Source organism: Bartonella senegalensis OS02, from assembly GCF_000312545.1.
Lineage (GTDB): Bacteria > Pseudomonadota > Alphaproteobacteria > Rhizobiales > Rhizobiaceae > Bartonella > Bartonella senegalensis.
The window spans coordinates 1-1,464 of record NZ_HE997550.1 but is presented as its reverse complement, the minus strand read 5'-3'; the positions used below and the strand labels follow the sequence as shown (position 1 = coordinate 1,464).

The window sequence follows — 1,464 nt, the reverse complement described above, 5'->3', positions numbered from 1 at the left end:
TATTAGGCATAACCAAATAACTTGCTACTTGTGGAACAAGGGCTTTGATTTTTGCTTCTTTATCAAGAGTGGCATTCTGTAAACGGAAATCCCAAAAATTCTCATTTCCTCTTACGTGGCTTTGTGCAACATTTGCTTCTCTACTGCTGGATGTCGCTGTTCCTTTCACATCTTTTTCAATTTCTACAACAATGCCCCCTAATACAAGATGGCTCGTATTGGTTGTTGGAGCGCTTTCTTTTGGTTCTTGAGATATCTCTCCCAAATAGCTTTGAGTGCTATCTGCCTTGCCACGACTTGATTTTGGTCCATAGGCATTGAGTGTATATTTATAGGGTAAACCACCCATTGTGGTGTAGCCATTTGCTAGTTTGAAGGAATTTTCCTCTGCTTTTCCAGAAACCTGAATGAGCGAGACACCACGCGCATTCAAGGGAACAGCGCTGCCTTCTTTTGCTTTTTCGCTTTTCAAAACATTACTGATATGAACTGTTGTGGTGCCTGATACATCACCATGGACAAGAAGGCGATCAGCTTTTTGCTGTTCTTTTGGTAGACCATTATTCCATTCGATATTGAAATAAATATTTGCATCGCCTGTTGCATTGTAAACAGCTTTCGTAGCAGAATTCCTATTTCCTTCTGATCTAGAACCCTCAGTTGTCTGTACCTTTCCTACACTCAAGATTTGATATTGGTCTTTTGCCAATTCATGGGGCTTATTAAACACGATAGAGCTATTACTAAGGTTCAGTACGGAAACGGTAGAAAGTGCGCGTTGCTTAATGTCATGAAGCTTATAACTAAATACACTCGCATCACGATCTATGTCGTATCGACTGACATTTAAATACCATTTGCTCTTATTGCTCAAATTAAAAACTGTCGTATTTTCTTTTAAGGTCCTTGCTCTTCCTTCCATAACCGAATTATCGGCGGTTAATATGAAAGTGACAGGATGAGGATCTGAGTCTGTTGCCTTTTTTACATGGTTTTTCAATAATACATCAGAACGAATTTCTGAATTTCTAAGTTGAACCTCAGCAACAGACTTTGAAGACAATGGTCCTACAATAGCGCTACCATTTCTCACAAAAAGTTTTGTATTATTAAGAATTGCTTTATTTACAACTTCATCACCCTCTTTTACAAAAAAGTCTAGAATTGTGTGAAAAATAATACCAGATTCTTTTTTAGCTTCTAGGATTGAATCTTGAACATTAATGATGCCATTTGTAATCGATAGAGCACCCTGTAGGGAATTTGCCTCAATTTCCTTAGCATTAACGCACCCACCTTCTGATACAGCAAGTGCAAACGAATTTGCGTGTATTGTTGATTTTGTAATTGTAGCGGTTGCTTTTTTAGTCGCGCGCACTCCAGAAAACCCAGCGCGGATAAAAACATTGTTAAGGCTTTTTTCTTCTCCATCCGTTGCATGAACCCCAGCAATTTCAGGATTTT

1 protein-coding gene is annotated in these 1,464 nt (G+C 38.7%); it reads right to left on the bottom strand.

Annotation, left to right across the window (positions count from 1 at the left end; translation table 11 throughout):
• The coding region (locus BN200_RS08335; RefSeq protein ID WP_019222108.1) for an autotransporter outer membrane beta-barrel domain-containing protein at positions 1-1,464 on the bottom strand (1,464 nt) is incomplete at both ends.